At 61.0% G+C, this 18,347-nt stretch carries 19 protein-coding genes; 13 read left to right on the forward strand and 6 right to left on the reverse strand.

The genetic code is table 11. The features are described 5' to 3' along the window. Positions 1-1,982 precede the first annotated feature (1,982 nt). The gene (merR, locus tag ACZK2G_RS10875; protein WP_005413387.1) at positions 1,983-2,417 is read right to left on the reverse strand and encodes a mercury resistance transcriptional regulator MerR; all 435 of its coding nucleotides are present in this window, start codon (positions 2,415-2,417) and stop codon (positions 1,983-1,985) included. A gap of 71 nt (positions 2,418-2,488) precedes the next feature. On the opposite strand from merR, the gene merT reads away from it, so the two are divergent. The 11 genes from merT to ACZK2G_RS10930 all read left to right on the forward strand — a co-directional run bounded on the left by merT (position 2,489) and on the right by ACZK2G_RS10930 (position 12,592). Then, complete coding sequence (gene merT, locus ACZK2G_RS10880; RefSeq protein WP_003131974.1) at positions 2,489-2,839, forward strand: mercuric ion transporter MerT; 351 nt, start codon at positions 2,489-2,491, stop codon at positions 2,837-2,839. A gap of 12 nt (positions 2,840-2,851) precedes the next feature. After that, entirely contained in the window at positions 2,852-3,127 is a 276-nt protein-coding gene (gene merP / locus ACZK2G_RS10885) for a mercury resistance system periplasmic binding protein MerP (protein WP_003131987.1), read from the forward strand. A 71-nt stretch (positions 3,128-3,198) separates the two neighbouring features. Next, a complete protein-coding gene (merA, locus tag ACZK2G_RS10890) occupies positions 3,199-4,884 on the forward strand; it encodes a mercury(II) reductase (protein WP_003156770.1) in 1,686 nt (561 codons plus the stop codon). Positions 4,885-4,901: 17 nt separating this feature from the next. Continuing rightward, positions 4,902-5,267 (forward strand): mercury resistance co-regulator MerD, encoded by a 366-nt coding sequence (gene merD, locus ACZK2G_RS10895; protein WP_000995360.1) that lies wholly within the window; start codon positions 4,902-4,904, stop codon positions 5,265-5,267. Continuing rightward, on the forward strand, positions 5,264-5,500 hold the full coding sequence (gene merE, locus ACZK2G_RS10900) for a broad-spectrum mercury transporter MerE (RefSeq protein WP_003132004.1): 237 nt from the start codon (positions 5,264-5,266) through the stop codon (positions 5,498-5,500). Before merD ends, merE begins: the two co-directional genes overlap by 4 nt. Then, a complete protein-coding gene (locus tag ACZK2G_RS10905; protein WP_003132006.1) occupies positions 5,497-6,486 on the forward strand; it encodes a DUF3330 domain-containing protein in 990 nt (329 codons plus the stop codon). Before merE ends, ACZK2G_RS10905 begins: the two co-directional genes overlap by 4 nt. A gap of 175 nt (positions 6,487-6,661) precedes the next feature. Then, positions 6,662-7,222 carry a recombinase family protein gene (locus ACZK2G_RS10910; protein ID WP_478475544.1) on the forward strand — a complete coding sequence of 187 codons (561 nt, stop codon included), beginning with the start codon at positions 6,662-6,664 and terminating at the stop codon, positions 7,220-7,222. 3 nt (positions 7,223-7,225) lie between these two features. Continuing rightward, positions 7,226-10,192, forward strand: a complete 2,967-nt coding sequence (locus ACZK2G_RS10915) for a Tn3-like element TnAs1 family transposase (RefSeq protein WP_005413400.1) — start codon at positions 7,226-7,228, stop codon at positions 10,190-10,192. A 258-nt stretch (positions 10,193-10,450) separates the two neighbouring features. Next, positions 10,451-10,711, forward strand: a complete 261-nt coding sequence (locus ACZK2G_RS10920; protein WP_049401600.1) for a hypothetical protein — start codon at positions 10,451-10,453, stop codon at positions 10,709-10,711. A gap of 436 nt (positions 10,712-11,147) precedes the next feature. Next, complete coding sequence (locus ACZK2G_RS10925) at positions 11,148-11,675, forward strand: DUF6988 family protein (protein ID WP_395760189.1); 528 nt, start codon at positions 11,148-11,150, stop codon at positions 11,673-11,675. A gap of 242 nt (positions 11,676-11,917) precedes the next feature. Continuing rightward, the gene (locus ACZK2G_RS10930; protein ID WP_005413401.1) at positions 11,918-12,592 is read left to right on the forward strand and encodes a helix-turn-helix domain-containing protein; all 675 of its coding nucleotides are present in this window, start codon (positions 11,918-11,920) and stop codon (positions 12,590-12,592) included. Between the two features lie 314 nt (positions 12,593-12,906). On the opposite strand, the gene ACZK2G_RS10935 is transcribed toward ACZK2G_RS10930, so the two are convergent. The 5 genes from ACZK2G_RS10935 to ACZK2G_RS10955 form a co-directional block, all read right to left on the reverse strand. Beyond that, positions 12,907-13,536, reverse strand: a complete 630-nt coding sequence (locus ACZK2G_RS10935) for a cyclin-dependent kinase inhibitor 3 family protein (protein ID WP_306341171.1) — start codon at positions 13,534-13,536, stop codon at positions 12,907-12,909. 1,098 nt (positions 13,537-14,634) lie between these two features. Further along, on the reverse strand, positions 14,635-15,066 hold the full coding sequence (locus ACZK2G_RS10940) for an NIF family HAD-type phosphatase (protein ID WP_031269101.1): 432 nt from the start codon (positions 15,064-15,066) through the stop codon (positions 14,635-14,637). An 88-nt stretch (positions 15,067-15,154) separates the two neighbouring features. After that, entirely contained in the window at positions 15,155-15,787 is a 633-nt protein-coding gene (locus ACZK2G_RS10945; RefSeq protein WP_021201832.1) for a hypothetical protein, read from the reverse strand. A 172-nt stretch (positions 15,788-15,959) separates the two neighbouring features. Next, positions 15,960-16,901, reverse strand: a complete 942-nt coding sequence (locus tag ACZK2G_RS10950; RefSeq protein WP_049401588.1) for an SseB family protein — start codon at positions 16,899-16,901, stop codon at positions 15,960-15,962. 2 nt (positions 16,902-16,903) lie between these two features. Beyond that, entirely contained in the window at positions 16,904-17,197 is a 294-nt protein-coding gene (locus tag ACZK2G_RS10955; RefSeq protein ID WP_223224794.1) for a BPSL0761 family protein, read from the reverse strand. A 315-nt stretch (positions 17,198-17,512) separates the two neighbouring features. On the opposite strand from ACZK2G_RS10955, the gene ACZK2G_RS10960 reads away from it, so the two are divergent. Continuing rightward, complete coding sequence (locus ACZK2G_RS10960; protein WP_224482004.1) at positions 17,513-17,755, forward strand: heavy-metal-associated domain-containing protein; 243 nt, start codon at positions 17,513-17,515, stop codon at positions 17,753-17,755. A gap of 137 nt (positions 17,756-17,892) precedes the next feature. After that, positions 17,893-18,288: a hypothetical protein gene (locus ACZK2G_RS10965; protein WP_005413404.1), complete on the forward strand. Its 396-nt coding sequence runs from the start codon at positions 17,893-17,895 to the stop codon at positions 18,286-18,288. Positions 18,289-18,347: the final 59 nt, after the last annotated feature.

Below are 18,347 nucleotides of genomic sequence, written 5' to 3' on the forward strand. Positions count from 1 at the left end.
TGAATTTAGAGAATCCGGGCGGTTCATCCCGCGCGGCCCGTTAATGTCTACAGCTGTGGAGTTGTGAATGGCAGAAGATCAAGGTGGTGAAGAGGTAATTAGGGAGATAGGGAAGGCGCTAGCCCTTGCGTCTGAGCTTGATCCACAAATTGTTAGATCGCTTCGCTCCGCGATTGTTCAGGCGATGTCTGATTACGAGGACGACACGAATGCACAAGCTGCAGCCGCACTTGCGGCGGTTCTCGATTTTAGACCTGTGACGACCCAAGACGCCCTCTCGCAAACCTTGGGTGAGATCGGGAAGCTGGTCCAAGGTCTCACCGGACTGGAGGACGTTCATTACACTGTTGAGACACCAGAAGGTCGCCGAGTTCGCTCAATCCGGTCACATCTACCAACTGTATCACCCCAGCGTTTGACGGATCACGAGCAGGCAGATCTTGAGGCCTATATCGCTCGATATCTGCCACCGGACGACCCTCGCGAGGAACACGCGCCACGAGGACCGCGACTGTGACGATCAGTAAGTTAGCAATCCTCAACGCTGTGAAAGCAGCCATTTCGCGTGCTAAGGCGAGCGGGTCTCCCTACGCGCAAGGAAAGGCTTACGAACTTCGGGTGCTGCTTAGGCTTCTGCGAATCATCGATAGTGCGGGCTACAAGCTCACGTGTACCCCCAAGATGGCAGGCGTCCTGACGTTTGGAGGATCTCCATGCAAAGCAAACCATCCGGATCACGATTACATCAGTGGATCTACGTCTACTGAGAAGCTCGAGATTAGGATTTCAGTGCAGGTCACCACACTAAGCCATAGCTGGAAAGGCACGACGGTGGTCAAAGCGGCTGACCGTCACGAGATTGACGTCGGTGTATATCGTCCGATTAAGACCCGTCGCTATCCCGCATTTACGGAGTTACTTCTTGGGGTCTCGTGCAAGACTGGCGGCTGGAACAAGGCGTACGTCCGCGAGGCGCTAGGTATGCGTAGGGAGCTAGGATTCCTCACATCACCTAGGACGAGCTTGACGAGCTCAGCTCCGTGGTTCATCGCAACAGTTCCCTGCGATCCTCCGGTTCCCTTTGCCTTGTACGCGACCAACGCTGGGTCCGCCGTGTATGCGTCGTTGGCAGCTTTGGGGCTCTACGTCGAGCACTACAAGGGGTAGCGGAAACAGGCTTTGGAGTACGGATCAACTCAGGTGTGTCGAGAACGATGCCCGCTTTGGGTCGAAGGCGGATGCCATCACCGGGCCGGTCGCCGCCCAATGTCCGCTTCCGGCCAGAAGCGGACATCCACCCTGCCCTCGATAAACATCCCAAATCCACGGACGACCTTGGTCTGCTTTGGCCTTCTGCCTTAGGGCCAGACCTGAACTTCGATTTCAGCCCCTAGCGTATTTGACTCCCGCGACCTAGATCTCTCCTAGATCCTTGAGCAGGGCTTGCCCCTTCTGCAGAAACCCAACTAGCAGTCGACCTCCTGCTACTTTCCGGCCCAATTGCCCATTGAGGTAGCTGACCTGGAGACGCGCATGGGCCAGCAGATCCACCTGGGCCATGCTAGGGGTCGCGGCCTGGAGCGGTTCGCCCGGCGACGCCATCTGCCCCCCGATCGGCTGGACAACGCAAGGGCGCCGGCTGTCACTCTTCGCATACGCCGTGGCCATCATCCGGCCGTTCTTCAACGACCATCCACCAAGCACCAACTCGGTCCCGAGTTGCTCGATCGGCAATCCCGCTTCGCTAACCGCTTTCTCAAAGTTCGGCCAGAGTTGGTCCACCACCAGCCCTAGCTCGGCAGATAGCTGTTCTATTGTGAAATCTGCGCGGAAGCTGGCCTGCAGTGCAAGCTCGTAGATGCGGAGGAAGGGGGAACCGCAGAATTCGGAAAAAATCGTACGCTAAGCTAACGGTGTTCTCGTGACAGCTCTTTGACTAGGCTTTCTAAGGGGTCGTCTCAGAAAACGGAAAATAAAGCACGCTAAGGCATAGCCGAACCTGCCAAGCTTGCTCCACCCTGTAGTGACGCGATCAGCGGGCAGGAAACGTTCCCCCTTCGCGCATGGCAGGCGCGCACCAACTCAGACAGCACGGCCTCCATGCGCGCCAGGTCAGCCATTTTCTCGCGCACGTCCTTGAGCTTGTGCTCGGCCAGACTGCTGGCTTCCTCGCAATGGGTGCCATCCTCCAGCCGCAGCAGCTCGGCGATCTCATCCAGGCTGAAGCCCAGCCGCTGGGCTGATTTCACGAAGCGCACCCGCGTTACATTCGCCTCGCCATAGCGGCGGATGCTGCCATAGGGCTTGTCAGGCTCCAGCAACAAGCCCTTGCGCTGATAGAAACGGATGGTCTCCACATTGACCCCGGCCGCCTTGGCGAAAACGCCAATGGTCAGGTTCTCCAAATTGTTTTCCATATCGCTTGACTCCGTACATGAGTACGGAAGTAAGGTTACGCTATCCAATTTCAATTCGAAAGGACAAGCGCATGTCTGAACCAAAAACCGGGCGCGGCGCGCTCTTCACTGGAGGGCTTGCCGCCATCCTCGCCTCGGCTTGCTGCCTCGGGCCGTTGGTTCTGATCGCCTTGGGGTTCAGCGGCGCTTGGATCGGCAACTTGGCGGTGTTGGAACCCTATCGCCCCATCTTTATCGGCGTGGCGCTGGTGGCGTTGTTCTTCGCCTGGCGGCGCATCTACCGGCAGGCAGCGGCCTGCAAACCGGGTGAGGTCTGCGCGATTCCCCAAGTGCGAGCTACTTACAAGCTCATTTTCTGGATCGTGGCCGCGCTGGTTCTGGTCGCGCTCGGATTTCCCTACGTCATGCCATTTTTCTACTGATCGGAGTTCACCATGAAGAAACTGTTTGCCTCCCTCGCCCTCGCCGCCGTTGTTGCCCCCGTCTGGGCCGCCACCCAGACCGTCACGCTGTCCGTACCGGGCATGACCTGCTCCGCCTGCCCGATCACTGTCAAGAAGGCGATTTCCAAGGTCGAAGGCGTCAGCAAAGTTGACGTGACTTTCGAGACACGCCAAGCGGTCGTCACCTTCGACGATGCCAAGACCAGCGTGCAGAAGCTGACCAAGGCAACCGCAGACGCGGGCTATCCGTCCAGCGTCAAGCAGTGAGTCACTGAAAACGGCACCGCAGCACAACGGACGTCATTGTCTGGCGCCACAAACGATAAAGGATCTGTTGCATGACCCATCTAAAAATCACCGGCATGACTTGCGACTCGTGCGCGGCGCACGTCAAGGAAGCGCTGGAAAAAGTGCCAGGCGTGCAGTCGGCGCTGGTGTCCTATCCGAAGGGCACAGCGCAACTCGCCATCGTGCCGGGCACATCGCCGGACGCGCTGACTGCCGCCGTGGCCGGACTGGGCTACAAGGCAACGCTAGCCGATGCGCCACTGGCGGACAACCGCGTCGGACTGCTCGACAAGGTGCGGGGATGGATGGCCGCCGCCGAAAAGCACAGTGGCAACGAGCCCCCGGTGCAGGTAGCGGTCATTGGCAGCGGTGGAGCCGCGATGGCGGCGGCGCTGAAGGCCGTCGAGCAAGGCGCGCAGGTCACGCTGATCGAGCGCGGCACCATCGGCGGCACCTGCGTCAATGTCGGCTGTGTGCCGTCCAAGATCATGATCCGCGCCGCCCACATCGCCCATCTGCGCCGGGAAAGCCCGTTCGATGGCGGTATTGCGGCAACTGTGCCTACGATTGACCGCAGTAAGCTGCTGGCCCAGCAGCAGGCCCGCGTCGACGAACTGCGGCACGCCAAGTACGAAGGCATCCTGGGCGGTAATCCGGCCATCACCGTTGTGCACGGTGAGGCGCGCTTCAAGGACGACCAGAGCCTTACCGTCCGTTTGAACGAGGGTGGCGAGCGCGTCGTGATGTTCGACCGCTGCCTGGTCGCCACGGGTGCCAGCCCGGCGGTCCCGCCGATTCCGGGCTTGAAAGAGTCACCCTACTGGACTTCCACCGAGGCCCTGGCGAGCGACACCATTCCCGAACGCCTTGCCGTAATCGGCTCGTCGGTGGTGGCGCTGGAGCTGGCGCAAGCCTTTGCCCGGCTGGGCAGCAAGGTCACGGTCCTGGCGCGCAATACCTTGTTCTTCCGTGAAGACCCGGCCATCGGCGAGGCGGTGACAGCCGCTTTCCGTGCCGAGGGCATCGAGGTGCTGGAGCACACGCAAGCCAGCCAGGTCGCCCATATGGACGGTGAATTCGTGCTGACCACCACGCACGGTGAATTGCGCGCCGACAAACTGCTGGTTGCCACCGGTCGGACACCGAACACGCGCAGCCTCGCGCTGGACGCAGCGGGGGTCACTGTCAATGCGCAAGGTGCCATCGTCATCGACCAAGGCATGCGCACGAGCAACCCGAACATCTACGCGGCCGGCGACTGCACCGACCAGCCGCAGTTCGTCTATGTGGCGGCAGCGGCCGGCACCCGTGCCGCGATCAACATGACCGGCGGCGATGCGGCGCTCGACCTGACCGCAATGCCGGCCGTGGTGTTCACCGATCCGCAAGTGGCGACCGTGGGCTACAGCGAGGCGGAAGCCCACCACGACGGGATCGAGACCGACAGCCGCACCTTGACCTTGGACAACGTGCCGCGTGCGCTCGCCAACTTCGACACACGCGGCTTCATCAAGTTGGTTATCGAGGAAGGCAGCCATCGGCTGATCGGCGTACAGGCGGTCGCGCCGGAAGCGGGTGAACTGATCCAGACGGCGGCTCTGGCCATTCGCAACCGCATGACGGTGCAGGAACTGGCCGACCAGTTGTTCCCCTACCTGACGATGGTCGAGGGGTTGAAGCTCGCGGCGCAGACCTTCAACAAGGATGTGAAGCAGCTTTCCTGCTGCGCCGGGTGAGAAAAAGGAGGTGTTCAATGAACGCCTACACGGTGTCCCGGCTGGCTCTTGATGCCGGGGTGAGCGTGCATATCGTGCGCGACTACCTGCTGCGCGGATTGCTGCGCCCGGTGGCGTGCACACCAGGCGGCTACGGCTTGTTCGATGACGCCGCCTTGCAACGGCTGTGCTTCGTGCGGGCGGCCTTCGAGGCGGGCATCGGCCTCGACGCGCTGGCGCGGCTGTGCCGGGCGCTGGATGCGGCGGACGGCGACGAAGCGGCCGCGCAGCTTGCCCTGCTGCGTCAGTTCGTCGAGCGTCGGCGCGAAGCGTTGGCCGATCTGGAAGTGCAGTTGGCCACCCTGCCGACCGAGCCGGCACAGCACGCGGAGAGTCTGCCATGAACAACCCCGAGCGCTTGCCGTCCGAGACGCACAAACCGATCACCGGCTACCTGTGGGGCGGACTGGCTGTGCTGACTTGCCCCTGCCACCTGCCCATCCTCGCTGTCGTGCTGGCCGGCACAACCGCCGGTGCTTTCCTCGGCGAGCATTGGGTCATCGCGGCGCTCGGTTTGACCGGCCTGTTCCTTCTGTCCCTGTCGCGGGCGTTGCGGGCATTCAGGGAAAGAGAATGAGCGCTTTCCGGCCGGATGGATGGACGACGCCGGAACTGGCCCAAGCGGTCGAGCGCGGGCAGCTTGAACTGCACTACCAGCCCGTCGTCGATCTGCGCAGTGGTGGGATTGTCGGCGCGGAAGCCCTGTTGCGCTGGCGTCATCCGACGCTTGGACTATTGCCACCGGGCCAGTTCCTGCCCGTGGTCGAATCGTCCGGCCTGATGCCTGAAATCGGCGCTTGGGTGCTGGGCGAAGCCTGCCGCCAGATGCGTGACTGGCGAATGCTGGCATGGCGACCGTTCCGGCTGGCCGTCAATGTTTCGGCGAGCCAAGTGGGACCGGACTTCGACGGGTGGGTAAAGGGCGTGCTGGCTGATGCCGAGTTGCCCGCCGAGTATCTCGAAATCGAGCTGACCGAATCGGTCGCGTTTGGTGATCCGGCGATCTTCCCCGCCCTGGACGCCTTGCGGCAGATCGGTGTGCGCTTCGCCGCCGATGACTTCGGGACGGGGTATTCCTGTCTGCAACATCTGAAGTGCTGCCCAATCAGCACGCTCAAGATCGACCAATCGTTTGTCGCCGGGCTCGCCAACGACCGCCGCGACCAAACCATCGTGCACACCGTGATTCAGCTTGCGCACGGGCTGGGCATGGATGTGGTGGCTGAAGGCGTGGAAACATCGGCGAGTCTTGATCTATTGCGACAAGCGGACTGCGACACAGGACAAGGCTTCCTGTTCGCGAAGCCAATGCCGGCGGCGGCATTCGCCGTCTTCGTCAGTCAATGGAGGGGTGCCACCATGAATGCAAGTGACTCGACCACCACCAGTTGCTGCGTGTGCTGCAAGGAAATCCCGCTCGATGCCGCCTTCACCCCGGAAGGCGCGGAATACGTCGAGCACTTCTGCGGGTTGGAGTGTTATCAACGCTTCGAAGCGCGTGCCAAGACAGGGAACGAAACCGATGCCGATCCGAACGCCTGCGACTCGCTACCGTCAGATTGAGGCATACCCTAACTGGATGTCAGGCAGGGCCGCGCCGCTTAGTCAGAATAGAGTCATCTTTCGCATTTTTTGACACATGCCTGCGAAGGTCATAGATTTCAGCCTGACAGAAACGGGGTTTGAGGCACAACGGAACAGAAGGAGCACTTAAGCCGCCTTCAACCAAGGAGACATCGTGCAGGGGCACCGCATCGGCTACGTCCGGGTCAGCAGCTTCGACCAGAACCCGGAACGCCAGCTGGAACAGACACAGGTGAGCAAGGTGTTCACCGACAAGGCATCGGGCAAGGACACCCAGCGCCCCCAGCTCGAAGCGCTGCTGAGCTTCGTCCGCGAAGGCGATACAGTGGTGGTGCACAGCATGGACCGGCTGGCCCGCAACCTCGATGACCTGCGTCGCTTGGTACAGAAGCTGACTCAACGCGGCGTGCGCATCGAGTTCCTGAAGGAGGGCCTGGTGTTCACTGGCGAGGACTCGCCGATGGCCAACCTGATGCTGTCGGTGATGGGGGCCTTCGCTGAGTTCGAGCGCGCCCTGATCCGCGAGCGGCAGCGTGAGGGCATCACCTTGGCCAAGCAGCGTGGCGCGTACCGGGGCCGCAAGAAAGCCCTGTCCGATGAGCAGGTTGCTACCCTGCGGCAGCGAGCGACGGCCGGCGAGCCCAAGGCGCAGCTTGCCCGCGAGTTCAACATCAGCCGGGAAACCCTCTACCAGTACCTCCGCACGGACGACTGACACATGCCGCGTCGCTTGATCCTCTCGGCCACGGAGCGGGGCACCCTGCTCGCGTTGCCAGAAAGCCAGGATGACCTGATCCGCTACTACACCTTCAACGACTCCGACCTGTCGCTGATCCGTCAGCGGCGCGGCGACGCCAACCGCCTCGGCTTCGCCGTGCAACTCTGCCTGCTGCGCTACCCCGGCTATGCGTTGGGCACTGACAGCGAGCTGCCCGAACCGGTCATCCTGTGGGTGGCCAAGCAAGTCCAGACCGATCCGGCGAGTTGGACGAAGTACGGCGAGCGCGATGTGACCCGTCGCGAGCACGCCCAGGAACTGCGCACCTACCTTCAACTGGCCCCGTTCGGCCTGTCCGACTTCCGCGCCCTGGTGCGCGAGCTGACCGAACTGGCCCAGCAGACCGACAAGGGCTTGCTGCTGGCCGGCCAGGCGCTGGAGAGCCTGCGGCAGAAGCGACGCATCCTGCCGGCGTTGAGCGTGATCGACCGGGCTTGCTCGGAGGCCATTGCACGGGCCAATCGGCGGGTCTACCGCGCCCTGGTTGAACCGCTCACGGACTCGCATCGGGCCAAGCTGGACGAGCTGTTGAAGCTCAAGGCCGGCAGCAGCATCACCTGGTTGACCTGGCTGCGCCAGGCACCGCTGAAACCCAACTCTCGGCACATGCTTGAGCACATCGAGCGGCTGAAGACATTTCAGCTGGTGGACTTGCCCGAAGTCCTGGGCCGGCACATCCACCAGAACCGCCTGCTCAAGCTGGCCCGCGAGGGTGGGCAGATGACGCCCAAAGACCTCGGCAAGTTCGAGCCGCAGCGGCGCTATGCGACCCTGGCCGCCGTGGTGCTGGAGAGCACTGCAACCGTGATTGATGAGCTGGTGGATCTGCACGACCGCATCCTAGTCAAGCTGTTCAGCGGCGCGAAGCACAAGCATCAGCAGCAGTTCCAGAAGCAGGGCAAGGCGATCAACGACAAGGTGCGCCTGTACTCCAAGATCGGCCAGGCGCTGCTGGAGGCCAAGGAAGCCGGCAGCGACCCCTATGCCGCCATCGAGGCGGTGATCCCCTGGGACGAGTTCACCGAGAGCGTCAGCGAAGCCGAGCTGCTGGCCCGGCCGGAGGGCTTCGACCACCTGCACCTGGTCGGCGAGAACTTCGCCACCCTGCGCCGCTACACGCCGGCTCTGCTGGAGGTATTGGAGCTGCGCGCCGCCCCGGCCGCGCAGGGCGTGCTGGCAGCCGTGCAGACGCTGCGCGAGATGAACGCCGACAACCTGCGCAAGGTGCCGGCCGATGCTCCCACCGCCTTCATCAAGCCGCGCTGGAAGCCACTGGTGATCACCCCGGAAGGCCTCGACCGGCGCTTCTACGAAATCTGCGCCCTGTCCGAGCTGAAGAACGCCCTGCGCTCCGGCGACATCTGGGTCAAGGGCTCGCGGCAGTTCCGCGACTTCGACGACTACCTGCTGCCGGCCGAGAAGTTCGCCGCGCTCAAGCGGGAACAGGCCCTGCCGCTGGCGATCAACCCGAACAGCGACCAGTATCTGGAAGAGCGCTTGCAGCTGCTGGACGAGCAGTTGGCCACTGTCGCCCGCCTGGCCAAGGACAACGAGCTGCCCGATGCCATCCTCACCGAGTCCGGGTTGAAGATCACCCCGCTGGATGCGGCGGTGCCGGATCGGGCGCAGGCGCTGATCGACCAGACCAGTCAGTTACTGCCGCGCATCAAGATCACCGAACTGCTGATGGACGTGGACGACTGGACGGGCTTCAGCCGCCACTTCACCCACCTGAAGGACGGGGCCGAGGCCAAAGACCGGACGTTGCTGCTGTCCGCGATCCTCGGTGATGCGATCAACCTCGGGCTGACCAAGATGGCCGAGTCGAGCCCCGGTCTGACCTACGCCAAGCTGTCCTGGCTGCAAGCCTGGCACATCCGCGACGAGACCTATTCGGCGGCCCTGGCCGAGCTGGTCAACCACCAGTACCAGCATGCCTTCGCCGCCCACTGGGGCGACGGCACCACCTCATCCTCCGATGGCCAGCGTTTCCGGGCTGGCGGCCGGGGCGAGAGCACCAGACACGTCAACCCGAAGTACGGCAGTGAGCCGGGACGGCTGTTCTACACCCATATCTCCGACCAGTACGCGCCGTTCAGCACCCGCGTGGTGAATGTCGGCGTGCGCGATTCCACCTATGTGCTCGACGGCCTGCTGTACCACGAGTCCGACCTGCGGATCGAGGAGCACTACACCGACACGGCCGGCTTCACCGATCACGTCTTCGCCCTGATGCACCTGCTGGGCTTCCGTTTCGCGCCGCGCATCCGCGACCTCGGCGAAACCAAGCTGTACGTGCCGCAGGGCGTGCAGACCTACCCGACGCTGCGGCCGCTGATCGGCGGCACCCTGAACATCAAGCACGTCCGCGCCCATTGGGACGACATCCTGCGCCTGGCCAGCTCGATCAAACAGGGCACCGTCACTGCCTCGCTGATGCTGCGCAAGCTCGGCAGCTATCCGCGCCAGAACGGCCTGGCCGTGGCCCTGCGCGAGCTGGGCCGGATCGAACGCACGCTGTTCATCCTAGACTGGCTGCAAAGTGTTGAGCTGCGCCGCCGCGTGCATGCCGGCCTGAACAAAGGTGAGGCGCGCAACTCGCTGGCCAGGGCGGTGTTCTTCAACCGCCTTGGGGAAATCAGGGATCGGAGCTTCGAGCAGCAGCGCTACCGGGCCAGCGGCCTCAACCTGGTGACGGCGGCTATCGTGCTGTGGAACACGGTGTACCTGGAGCGCGCCACCCAGGGGTTGGTCGAGGCCGGCAAGCCGGTGGACGGCGAGCTGCTGCAATTCCTGTCGCCGCTGGGCTGGGAGCACATCAACCTCACCGGCGATTACGTCTGGCGGCAGAGCCGCAGACTGGAAGACGGGAAGTTTCGGCCCCTACGGATGCCCGGAAAACCTTAGCGTACGATTTTTTCCGAATTCTGCGAGCCCCCCAGGAAGAATTGCGTAGACCCGCGCGCAGCAAGCACTACGTTGTGCTGAGGGATCAGCAGCAGCTTTGCCCCCGCGGAATACGCCCCTGTGAGAGCATCCTCTGCCAGGGTATCCGCTGCGACGACGAGGTGGTCACGAGTGAGGAGAACGTTGAGGATGCTCATTGCGGGATCGTCTAGACGTTTGCAGACTATCGCCTTCCCCTCCCCTCCTGTCCAGACTGCTATGGCCTCCGCGATCACACAAATTCTTGGTCGCCCCAATGCTTGCGAGAACGCACTTGAGATACGCCGCGGCTACCTCAAGGCGATGGAAGATGCGCTGCGGGTTTCGCTTCTGATCCACCAAGATCCAAGGCTTCTGTTCGACACGTGGGCCAGACTGCTCCCCTTGATCGCTCAAAGCCACGAGAGTGACGGCAGCCAGCCATTTGCGACCGGGATCGTCCGCTCGCGCGATCATGGATCCCGGCGGTTGGCTGGCTGAGCGTATGGTTGCAATATAGGAAGCAATCGCGCGCGGACCAGAACGCTGTTCATCGCAGACATTCTTAGGGTGCCATTGCAGAGATTTCAGCTTTTGAGGAATAAAATTTCAGTGCAAGACGGTCCATTGCAGAAAAATTTGACTTGCGACTGACGCAACGCAGAAATTGCTGATGCACGGATGATGCAATGCAGAGATTACCGGCTAACAGATGCTGCAGCCCAGCCGGCCAACTGAGGGCTTTGCCCGATGGACGAGCCGTTACTCTTGCCTGCAGATCACGATTCTAGGATGACTTGTGCCTCAATCGGCTGACCAGGATCGGGCGTCTGTGCTGGAGGGCTCCTTAGAGCTCTTGGGTGAAATTCGAGCCGCTTGGATGGAGATAGAGCATGGACGTGACCGAAGATCGACGGCGGTGGCGGCACTTTGCCAGATGTCCCTTGATCACGCCGTGGCAGTACAGTCCCTGATCGCTACTCTGCCCCAGTCAGCAATCTCGCTGGTCCGGCCCCAGTATGAGGCCCTCGTGCGTGCAACCTGGGCATGTTATGCAGCTACCGACACCGACATCGAGAAGCTTCTTGCGCCCCTGACTCTGGAGAGTCAGCAAGCGGCAAAGAGGCTCCCTGGCGTTCAGGACATGCTCGTAAAGCTTGAGTCCTCTGGGCCCCGAGGAGCATCACAGTTGTTGGGCAGAGCCAGACAATGCCTTTATGTCGGCTTGAACTCCTATCTCCATGCCGGGATTCACCCCTTGGCAAGGCAGTTAAATGGCTACCCGGGCGCGCTTCTGGCGGGGGTGGCCATGAACAGCAATGCGCTTGCCATGCTAACCCTTCTGAATCTGGCGCACCTGTGGCCAGGCGAACCAGTTCTGGCATGGATGAATGCACTGCATCATCAATTTGGGGGTGTTTTGCCAGAGTTGGAGCCATTGACCCCCCATCAGCCCTCGCCATAGAGCTGTCCCGGATCGCCTGCGCGTCTAGGGTGGGGTCTGTGGTGAGTGACTAGGCAGTTGGGCCTCGCCCCCCTCTGGGGGCACGGGGAGAACATCACGGGCGCATAAGCAGTTGCCCCGGATTTCTCGTTGGGGCAAGTCCTGGCAGTTGATCTGTGTCGGGGGCCTGTCGGGCGACTGTCATGTTTCCAAGTTCGGCACCCTCCTAATCTGGGCTCCCTACCCCTCCGGAGTTATCTTCTATGACCACCAAGACCCCGCCTCGCCTGCTTACCGCTGCTGAGGTTGGCGCCTGCATTCGCCAGTTCCGCCAGTTGCGTCATTGGTCGCAAGAACAATTGGCCGAGATCTCGGGCCTGAACGTGCGAACAGTTCAGCGGGTTGAGCAGGGTGACTCGGCCAGTTTCGACACCCGTCGCGCACTGGCGCGCGCCTTCGATTTCAATGACATCGATGCACTCAACAAGCCTTTCTCGCTGCCGACAGACGAGGAACTGCAGGCGGCGCAAGCGCAGTTTGAGCGCGACTACATCACCCTGGCGGTGTCCCCGCTTGCTGCTGGGCGCGAGCTGGCCAGCCTGATCGTTTCGTGCGACATGGATCTGTCCGAACCGGCTTTCGAGCTGTCGCGCGAGGCGGCGAGCGAGTTTGCTGCACTGGTCGACTACTACCGTGAGTATCGCGACTGCCAAGACCTGTATTCAGAAGTCGACAAGCTAGACATCTACGACGGGCTGCAGCAGCGCATTGAGGTCCTGCGGGAACTGGGAGTATCACTGTCGCACGGTCAGCGTAAGGTCGTCATTCGGATGGGCTCAGGTATGCCGATGGATGCCACGGTCCTGTACGTCGTGGCGTTTCGCCTCGGCCACGAGTGCAGTCAGATCGTAACTCCTAAGGCAGCACGCATCGGCTGAGTCAGCATTCATTAGATCGATAGTGGTGGCGATACATCTGACAGATGTCTATTGATCGCGCCGTCGCAGTACAGTCCCTGGAGGTTGCCCTGCCTTAGTCAGCGATAGCGCTGGTCCGGCCCCAGCACAAGACCCTGATTCGTGCGACAGCAAGGTTCTTAGCTTTCGAGGCAGCGAATTTTTGATGTGCCCTGAACCCTCGCGAAGATCCACTATGGAGACGCCGTCGATTTCTGGATCCAGACCTAAGAAGCCCTCGAGTTCTGGATCCACAGGCAACTCGTCCTTGAGTTCCTGACTGCGCACCTGAGTGGTCAAGCTCCGCCCGGGTGAAGGCTCTGCGCCCAGTACTCTAGGAACTCCTCTTGAGCAATCGTTTCGATTGCGCCTGGCCTGGCATGCCGCACCATGTGGATGGCATCCGATGCCCGCTTGGCCTCGCCAGACTGCAGCAAAAGCATGGCAGCGACCGTTCCCGCGCGTCCCAACCCCCCCTTGCAGTGGACCACGATCCTTTGACCGCTCAGCATGTCAGCGACGAGCTCAGCACTTAGCTGTAGCCAATCTTTGAGGAGTCTGTCGTCTGGTGCGGCTCCATCAGTGATTGGCAGTCCATGCCAAGAGATGCCCTTCCCCGCCACTATCGCCGGTAAGCTCTCGATTCGAAGGTCCTTGAGCTCCCAAGGCTCAAGCAAGGTGACTAGGTGAGTGGCACCCCAGTCCTGAATAGCCGAGACGTCCACATCTAGGTCTCTCGCCCATGCTCCAGTCATGGCGACTTCCTGGTACTTGCCTGGCGCAAATGTCACCCCTATGCCGCCTCCATGGGCTCCAACAGGCAACTCTGCAATCAGTAACGGGTGGCTAGCGCTGGTGCGCATCATTTCGGCTCTCCCAACATGCGGTAACGTTCTGCGTCGTGCGCCGGGGCGCTCCCCGCTCATTCGCTGCACGGCTAGGATATCGGATGTTCAGATATCGTTGAACTGGAGAGAACACCTAAGGGTCAATATCGGAAAGTCAGATAGACAGTCTGTGGGCAGGTTGATATCCTGACAACTGGTATCGCGATTTGAGGGCTGTGTGGCCTATGTCGTTAGCCAACCGACCCTCATCGCGCCCTGGCCAGAACTGGACAATTTCGTTCGTTCAATAGGTCCCTTTCTTGCGTGCGCGTGGTGCGCGCTAGAGCGCTCAAGAACGGCTAGTTCGCCGGTAGCTGCTGAGGGGTTGGCCTCGCAGGCACTTGACACGCTTGCGACGCTGCGCGTCCTCCATCGCGAACCAGTCGAATGTTCTCGGCTTGCCGCAAGATCTCTGTATGAGCCCCTGGCTTGGTCCTACAAATCTCCGTGGTCTCGCAGTGACTTGAACCTTGAGTCGGCATTGACCCGGTCGCTCACCCAGTGGGCGGCTGAGTGCACGCCCAGTGCGAGGCGGAATCTCGGAATTTCACTGGCATCCACCGAAGCTCGAGCGTACTTGGCAAACCTTCTGCGGAAGCATCGGTTGGACCCGAAGCTAGGCGACGGGCTTCAGTCGATTGGATCGCCTGAATGGAATGCGCTCAGCTTGGGGCGTAAGCGCTACGTGCTGTGGGCGAGCATGCGAAATTCTGCCTCGGAGTTCATACAAAGCGGTTTGGATGAGCATGCCGCGAGGCGAGCACTTGATCGCGAGATAAAACGCAGATGCATCTGGTTAGCTGGACGCGAGCAAGCTGGAACCCTCGCCCGGAAGGATTTTTGCTTCTTGCCTGGTCAGGGTTGGCGTCAGCCGTTGATCCTGGACGTTGCAATGGAGACTTTCCTGCCGCTGGGCATGGCGTACTGGCTGGAACCTAGCGGCAGTTGGCAGCTTTAGCTTCTAGTCTGAGTAGACCGACCAGCTGCCACGGGTCCATGAGATGGTTTGAGGGGGCTCAGGACTCTATCGCGGTAAACGCCCCCCCAGGTCTATATCGACGGTTCTCCAACGAAGCGCTGGACCTTGGTTGACCGGCGAGCCTGTGGCCCATTGGACGCTGGCCAAGAGATGGCCCTCTAGTACTCGTTCAGTCGCTTACGGATTGCCTCGATGGCATCGTCCAGTCCCGCGTCGTCCTCGGGGTAAGGAGAACAAAACAGTTGAACCGGGACCCAGCAATGTTCCTGTCCCGGTTGTACATAGGGGGCGTAATCATCTAGTAGCCATGCAGAGCCGATGGGCTGGGAAACGTTGGCAAGATCCTTCGTCGGCCCAGTCCAGTCTATGTATGGCAAGCGGGCAAACCAACCCGGGGCCGCTCCTTCGCAAGCCAATAGGTCGGCAATCTCGCGAAATCTAGGCTCCGGAACTGTGGTGAAGATGACTAGACCCTCAAAGAGCGACTTTGCCGACTCCAGAAATTCGTAGAGGCCCGGGCGCGGGATCTGGCTTACAGCGTTGGAAATCAGCGTTCCTTCTAAGTCCAAGGCGAGGATGGACGGGCGCATTGTGTAATGGTCCTCTTTGGCGGGGGTGAACGTCGGTACCGCTACCAAGCCCCGCCGGAGGGTGATCCGCCGGCGGGGCTTGGTAGCATCAGACATCTTCGAACTCGCTCGCTTGCTTGAGTTGGTTCTCAAGGAAATCAATGCGCTTCTGAAGATCGGCACTTAGATAGGCTTTGTCCGTAAAGTCCATTGCTGTCTCAGGGATCATCTCCAGCTCGACGCGTGTGGATGTAGCTTGACGAATTGCCAAGGTGGTCCAGGCCTTATCGCCCTTGACGAATCCGACAGTGAATCGAGCCGTAACATGGTGTTCGGGCTTGAGGCCTTCGATGGAACGGAAATCGCTGCGCACCTTCGACGTGGCTACAGGCTGTACATCGCCATTGATGTACAGCGCCGCATTCCAGCTCGCTTCGCTCAATGGCAGTGTTGAGCGGTTGATGATGCGGGCGGTGATGACTGGCTTGGGCCCAAAGAAGCTGTTTTCCATCCGGAACTCTGGATCAACCGCACTGACCCTCTTTAGCTCGGCGATAGTAGGAAGTTGATCGTTGGCCTCCTGTCGTAGCGCTTCTATCTCCTTGGGATTGCTATCCCTGATGTGCTTAACCTGCCCTCTCACCACCTGCCTTACGGAAGCGTTTGGGTAGGTCTGGTTCAGTTTTTCAAGAAGGTCGGCAGGGATTCGTGAGAAAAACAGCCGAATCGTCTCTAACACCATGATTCAACGAGGAAACACCCCTCGACGTCAGGCAGTTCGTGGATTACAGACCTAGGCTTGATTGAACCAGAAGCCGCGTGACACAGGCATTCCTGGAGTACTGCTCAGGCACGCGTGCCCTTCTTGAATATTGGATTCAAGAGTTTCCACGCTCCTGACCCAACGGAAACCTTCAAGAAGGCTCTGACCGTCGCCTGATCCATTGCAGTAGTTCCTCGTGCGGGATCGTACGTCCAGCGTCGACGTCGGCCATACCCTCGCGGGTCCGCCGTTCCTTCTCTTCCTCGGTCAATCCCGGAAGGAGTGCTAGTAGCTTATCTTCAGGGCTCATAGGCCGATGAGCTGTGCTCAAGTTGGCTTGATTCTCGTGAAAAAATATGGGCAGGATCTGGGGATCATCCAAGCCCGCCGGCAAAGGCAGCGATACGTCGTGGACCGCCAAGTCGATGATGACGTCCAAATCTGAGCATAAGGGCTGTATGGCGGTGGTCACCAGACGAGCCGCCCGCTCGGCGAAAGCCAGGTCCACCACCAGCCAGATCAACAGACCGGGAGGCTGTTCGACGCCCCCTGACGAGTGAGTTTCCAGGAGATAGGCCGACGAGACGAAGTCGGCGTGCTCAAGGCTGCCGCTGATGGCCGGAGCGAGCCAAGCCGGCGCGGCCTGGGCAGGTCTCACCGCGAACTCCGCCGGCGCCAGACGTTCCACCCTGGCCAGAAAGCCCGTATCCAACAATGTCGCAACCTCTTCCGGGTACAGGACAACGCCGCCGTAGTTGGGATTGAGCATCAACGTCGCGCCGCGAGTACCGGTTAGCAGCTCACGGCCTGAAACTCCCAGAATTCTGACAGCAGACGAGCTGGCCGCCTGCGCCTTGTCGAGCGAGGTAAAGAAAGGGATCGCATCGAAACCGTCAGGATGGCGGAACTGGACCAGCCGCAGTGTCTGCGCGTCGTCCGAGATGGGCGCATGCACGTACACGATCGCATCCATCAGTCGCTTGAAGAATGCGCGTTCCTCGGCCGCACTGTCGCGGGCCCGTTCAAAGGAAGCCTCCAGCGCTGTCTCCGCAGACGTAGTCCCTCTTCCACGCGGCCTGCTCGGTTGCTTCATGGTCAGATGCGATGAGGGCCGAGCGGGTACCCGGAGAACCAATCCGCCTCGATCTCGCTGCTCAGGTAGGGTCGTACGAAGGCCGACTGGGTCAGCGCTCGCAGCCGCTCTTCGTGCTCAGCAATCGCCTCGATGTCGCTGACGGTTGGATAGTGCCGCAGCAGTCGATATGCCTCTTGCCGCACCTCTTTAGGCACGGCTTGGCTGGCCGCTAGCTGCCTGAGGAACGCGCCCGCCTGCAGCACATTGCGGGTGCGCTCAGATGGCATCGTCATGACATCAAGAATGACTAGCACTAAGGAATGCTTAGCTTATCGCGTTTGTGGCCGGCCAGGGCACGGTGCAACTACAGACCTTGCGATTCCTGTATTAATGTAATATAATCAATAACTTAATTCGCATAAGTGAGCGTTATGTCCATGGAGTGAGGGCCAATAGGAACGAGCAGGTAGCCTGAGCCTTCCCATGATGGGAAGGTCAACAACGCGGGACGGATTACCACTCAACTTGCCTGTCGTTTGACCTTCCCACCGTGGGAAGGCTCATCGTCACGCCGTCGGCAAACCGCCGATGCTTTTGGAGGGTTGTCCATGAATCTCGTTGTTGAAGGTATGACCTGTGGTCACTGTGTCCGAACGGTCACCCAAGCCATTCAGGCCCTTGACCCCCACGCCCAGGTGGACGTCGATCTGGGCAGTGGCGTGGTCAAGATCGAGGGCCTGCTTGCCGTAGAACAGGCGGTTGAGGCTATCCAGCGGCAAGGCTATGTGATCGCTGCGGTGCTCCCTTCTGAGGCTGGTACGCCGGCCGCCCCGGCCGTCGCATCCTCCTGCTGCGGCGGATGCCACCGCTGAGTCCGCGCGAGGGCTTGATCCTGATCAATGACAGTCGGCCCCAAGAGGGCTAGACTGGCCATCATGAGAGCTCGCACGTCCCCTGCCCTGATCTGCCCAGCGTCCGCAGGCGCTGCTTCGGGCGTGCGGGAGCTGTCATGGTGAGGCTGCTGAGGCGATGGCGGCGACCCCGTTCTCGTGCCCGACTGGCATGGCTGGGACTGTGGGCGCTGCTGCTGCAGCAACTCGCGCTGGTGGCTTACGCCTGTCCGCTGGAATCGGTGGAAGCTGGACAAGCGACCCTGATGGTCGGTTGCGAAGAGATGTCCACGCCGGATCCCGATGCTCCGGCGTTGTGCGACCAGCATTGCCAGCGCGATCACATCGCCACGGCCGATGCGAAGGCCCCTCAAGTGCCTTACCAGCCCGCGCTGGCCGCCTTCGCGCTGGTGCAGGCTCTGTTGCCACCGGTACACGCGCAGTTGTATCGGGATGTTCCGGTGTGCGTGTCCGATCCGCCTCCCCTGCAGCGCTTCTGTAGCCTGCTGATTTAAGCCCCCTCCTGGATTGACCCGTGCTCGTGCTGCATGCGTTGCAGCGCGCTCGTTGTCGT

The organism is Stenotrophomonas sp. 107298_Sma (assembly GCF_056480345.1).

What these genes read in the sequence shown, in the direction of transcription:
- merR (WP_005413387.1), bottom strand. Translation starts at nt 2,417, where the DNA reads ATGGAAAACAATTTGGAGAACCTGACCATTGGCGTTTTCGCCAAGGCG.
- merT (WP_003131974.1), top strand. Translation starts at nt 2,489, where the DNA reads ATGTCTGAACCAAAAACCGGGCGCGGCGCGCTCTTCACTGGAGGGCTT.
- merP (WP_003131987.1), top strand. Translation starts at nt 2,852, where the DNA reads ATGAAGAAACTGTTTGCCTCCCTCGCCCTCGCCGCCGTTGTTGCCCCC.
- merA (WP_003156770.1), top strand. Translation starts at nt 3,199, where the DNA reads ATGACCCATCTAAAAATCACCGGCATGACTTGCGACTCGTGCGCGGCG.
- merD (WP_000995360.1), top strand. Translation starts at nt 4,902, where the DNA reads ATGAACGCCTACACGGTGTCCCGGCTGGCTCTTGATGCCGGGGTGAGC.
- merE (WP_003132004.1), top strand. Translation starts at nt 5,264, where the DNA reads ATGAACAACCCCGAGCGCTTGCCGTCCGAGACGCACAAACCGATCACC.
- ACZK2G_RS10905 (WP_003132006.1), top strand. Translation starts at nt 5,497, where the DNA reads ATGAGCGCTTTCCGGCCGGATGGATGGACGACGCCGGAACTGGCCCAA.
- ACZK2G_RS10915 (WP_005413400.1), top strand. Translation starts at nt 7,226, where the DNA reads ATGCCGCGTCGCTTGATCCTCTCGGCCACGGAGCGGGGCACCCTGCTC.
- ACZK2G_RS10920 (WP_049401600.1), top strand. Translation starts at nt 10,451, where the DNA reads ATGGCCTCCGCGATCACACAAATTCTTGGTCGCCCCAATGCTTGCGAG.
- ACZK2G_RS10925 (WP_395760189.1), top strand. Translation starts at nt 11,148, where the DNA reads ATGTCCCTTGATCACGCCGTGGCAGTACAGTCCCTGATCGCTACTCTG.
- ACZK2G_RS10930 (WP_005413401.1), top strand. Translation starts at nt 11,918, where the DNA reads ATGACCACCAAGACCCCGCCTCGCCTGCTTACCGCTGCTGAGGTTGGC.
- ACZK2G_RS10935 (WP_306341171.1), bottom strand. Translation starts at nt 13,536, where the DNA reads ATGAGCGGGGAGCGCCCCGGCGCACGACGCAGAACGTTACCGCATGTT.
- ACZK2G_RS10940 (WP_031269101.1), bottom strand. Translation starts at nt 15,066, where the DNA reads ATGCGCCCGTCCATCCTCGCCTTGGACTTAGAAGGAACGCTGATTTCC.
- ACZK2G_RS10945 (WP_021201832.1), bottom strand. Translation starts at nt 15,787, where the DNA reads ATGGTGTTAGAGACGATTCGGCTGTTTTTCTCACGAATCCCTGCCGAC.
- ACZK2G_RS10950 (WP_049401588.1), bottom strand. Translation starts at nt 16,901, where the DNA reads ATGAAGCAACCGAGCAGGCCGCGTGGAAGAGGGACTACGTCTGCGGAG.
- ACZK2G_RS10960 (WP_224482004.1), top strand. Translation starts at nt 17,513, where the DNA reads ATGACCTGTGGTCACTGTGTCCGAACGGTCACCCAAGCCATTCAGGCC.
- ACZK2G_RS10965 (WP_005413404.1), top strand. Translation starts at nt 17,893, where the DNA reads ATGGTGAGGCTGCTGAGGCGATGGCGGCGACCCCGTTCTCGTGCCCGA.